Below are 3,215 nucleotides of genomic sequence, written 5' to 3'. Positions count from 1 at the left end.
CGGCCGGCGGAAGCTCGGCGTCGTGGTCGGCGACGGCGCGAAGACGGGCATCGACACGAACCTGAACGCCGGCGTCACGCTCTCGACCGGCGCGACCACGGCTCCGGGCGAGTCGGTCACCAGGGATCGGTGATCGAGGACGGGACGATCCGCCGGGCGGAGTCGGCAGGTACCGACCGCCGTTCGAGTAGACTCCGAGCGCCGTTCGAGTAGACACCGACCGCCGTTCGAGTAGACGCCGACCGCCATTCGAGTAGACGCCGACCGCGCACTCGACTGACCGGCCCCTCCCGGTCGCGGCCTCGACGTCCCGGACGCCTCTTCGCGCGATCGGTGCCGGCGCGTCGTGGGCTGGGCCCAAACTGGGCCCAAACGCTTTCGACCGCCGGCCGTCCAGAGCCTCGTATGTCACTGTTCGGAACGAGCGGCGTCCGCGGGCCCGTCGGCGAGACGGTCACCGCGGAGCTGGCGCTGTCGATCGGTCGCGCGGTCGGCTCGGACGCCGACCGCGTCGTCGTGGGCCGGGACGTCCGCGAGAGCGGCGAGCTCCTCGCGTCGGCGGTCGCCACCGGCCTCAGGGAGTGCGGCGCGGACGTCGTCGACGTGGGTGTCGCGTCGACGCCGACGATCGCCCGCAGCGTCGGCTGGCGCGAGGCCGACGCGGGGATCGCGGTCACGGCCTCGCACAATCCGCCGGAAGACAACGGCCTCAAGCTGTGGTCGGCGAGCGGGCGGGCGTTCGACCGCGAGTCGCTCGCGGCGGTCGAGCGCCGGATCGAAACCGACGACTACGCCCTCGCCGCGTGGAACGGGCTCGGATCGCGCGAGACGTGGGCCGACGCGGTGGACCGACACGTCGAGGCCCTCGCGGCCGCGACCTCCGTCCCCGGTGCCCCCTCGATCGTCGTCGACGTCGGCAACGGGACCGGAACCGTAACGGGCCGGGCGTTGCGAGCGCTCGGCTGTCGCGTCCAGACGCTCAACGACCACCCCGACGGTCACTTCCCCGCGCGCCCGAGCGAGCCCACGGCCGCGCACTGCGCGACGCTCGCCGAGTTCGTCGCGTCGTCGGACGCCGATCTGGGCGTCGCCCACGACGGCGACGCGGATCGGCTGCTCGCCGTCGCCGAGGACGGGACGGTCGTCGGCGGCGACGCGCTGCTCGCGATCTTCGCTCGGGACGCCGCCGCGTCCCCGGGTGCCGAGGGGGCCGACGGCGCCCGAGAATCGACGGTCGCCGCGCCCGTCAACACCAGCCTCGCGGTCGACGACGCGCTCGCCGAGGTCGGCGCCACCGTCTCGCGAACGCGGGTGGGGGACGGCTTCGTGGCCGAGCGGGCGGCGGACCCGGACGCCGTCTTCGGCGGCGAACCCAGCGGCGCCTGGATCTGGCCCGAGGAGACGCCCTGCCCGGACGGGCCGCTGGCGGCCTGTCGACTCGCGGCGCTCGTCGCCCGCGAGGGGCCGCTGTCGGCGCTCGTGGAAACGATCCCCTCGTACCCGATCCGTCGGGCGTCCGTCGAGGTCGACCCGGCCGAAAAGGGGGCGATCGTCGAGCGCGTCGCCGCGGCGGTCGCGGACGGCGCCGGGCCGGACCCGGTCGAGGGCGTCGACGACCGCGACGGCCTCCGCGTCGACCTCGGCGACGCCTGGTACCTGATCCGCGCCAGCGGGACCCAGCCGCTGGTCCGGGTGACCGCCGAGGCCCGAGACGCCGAGCGCGCCGACGCCGTCTTCGCGGACGCCCGCGGGCTCGTCGCGGACCTGGCGTGACCGGTGGTCGGCCCCCGCCGGGACCGACACGACGCGGATGACACATACCCGGTGACTGATCCGACCCGTCTGACGGGGTACGATCGGCGGGCGCTCCGCGTCGACCGGGAGTCGACGGTCGAGCTGAGACTACGGATCGGATTCGGAACCTTCGGAGGGGTCGTCCGACGCGGTCGGGCCGGCGATCGGGCGGTTACGACTCCGCCCGGCGACGTCGAACGAACAGTCCGGCGATCGCCAGTGCGACGGCCACGACGACCGGTGCGGGGCCCGCGAACGGCAGGGCGTCGTCGGCGTCGTCGACGCCGTCGCCCTCGTCGTCTTCGGGGTCCGAGGGTGCCATGATATCGCCGTCGTCGTCGCCGTTCTCGTCGGAACGATCCTCCTCGGAGCCGTCGTCTCCGTTTTCGCCGGTGTCGTCTTCCGTCGCGTTGTCGGCGGAGTCCTCGTCGCCGTTCTCGCCGTCCTCGCCGTTCTCGTCGGAACCGTCGTCGGAACCGTTATCGCCGTCCCCCGGCGGATCGTCGTCGCCCGGGTCGTCGGCGTCGGACGTGACGGTGACCCACTGACCGTCGCTGATGCCGAGGACTTCGGGCTCGCCCATCACGGTGTCCGTTCCTTGCGCGGCCGCGTAGACCTGGTAGTCGCCCTCGTCGAGGCCGGAGACGGTCGCCTCGTAGGTTCCGTCGTCGATCTGAGTTGCCACGACCCGATCGACCGAGTCGCCGTTCCAGATCGCGACCTCGACGTCGGCGGGATCGCCGCTGGCGGCCGTCTCCGCCACGTCGACCGTCGCGGTCAGGTCGTCGTCCGGGTGGATCTCGTCGTCGGCGTCCACGGTGACCGCGTAGCCCTCGACGACGAGCGGCTTGACGACCTCCACGTCGCCGTCCACGGTGAGCGCGAGCACGTAGGTGCCCGGGTCGACGCCGTCCGTCTCGACGGTTTCTTGCCCGGGGCCGCTGCCGTGGATCGTATCGATCACGGACTGTTCGTCGTCGTTGTAGACGTCGAGCATGTAGGACGTGCCGTCCGGGACGTCGACGGTCGCGGTGAACGCGCCGTCCGGTTCGGCGGTTGCGACGGCCGAGATGGTGAATTCGGACCCGTCGAGTTCGACCGTCTCCGTCGGCGTCGACGTGCTGTCGCTGGTCGAGAGACCGTACTCGCCGCCCGCCGCGCCGACGCCCCAGACGAGGGCCGCCGCGGCTGCGAGCAGGAGGCAGACGAGCGCGATCCGGTGGACGAGGGCCGTCGGTTTCGTGGGAACCTTCGAATTCATAGCTTGGTGGGGGCGTGGCCCGTACGCGACGTGCGAGTCGGATTGAACGTGTTTCTCCTCGAACGGATGGTAATTCTTTCGGTCACGTCGCGAACGTCGTCTTTTCGGTCACGTCGCGAACGTCGTCTTTTCGGTCACGTCGCGAACGTCGTCTTTTCGG

At 72.1% G+C, this 3,215-nt stretch carries 2 protein-coding genes and 1 pseudogene; 2 read left to right on the top strand and 1 reads right to left on the bottom strand.

From position 1 onward, the window contains the following. Positions 1-133: pseudogene (locus tag QZT59_RS06570) on the top strand (glucose-1-phosphate thymidylyltransferase); the annotation flags it as partial. A 278-nt stretch (positions 134-411) separates the two neighbouring features. Next, positions 412-1,773 carry a phosphoglucosamine mutase gene (gene glmM, locus QZT59_RS06565; protein ID WP_290813146.1) on the top strand — a complete coding sequence of 454 codons (1,362 nt, stop codon included), beginning with the start codon at positions 412-414 and terminating at the stop codon, positions 1,771-1,773. Positions 1,774-1,966: 193 nt separating this feature from the next. Here glmM and QZT59_RS06560 read toward each other — a convergent pair whose 3' ends face one another. Continuing rightward, positions 1,967-3,055, bottom strand: a complete 1,089-nt coding sequence (locus QZT59_RS06560; RefSeq protein ID WP_290813143.1) for a cell surface glycoprotein — start codon at positions 3,053-3,055, stop codon at positions 1,967-1,969. Between the last annotated feature and the right edge of the window lie 160 nt (positions 3,056-3,215).

Origin of the sequence: Halovivax sp. (assembly GCA_007119345.1) — an archaeon.
GTDB lineage: Archaea > Halobacteriota > Halobacteria > Halobacteriales > Natrialbaceae > Halovivax.
The sequence above is the reverse complement of the archived record's forward strand: the minus strand, read 5'-3'. Positions and strand labels throughout refer to the sequence as shown.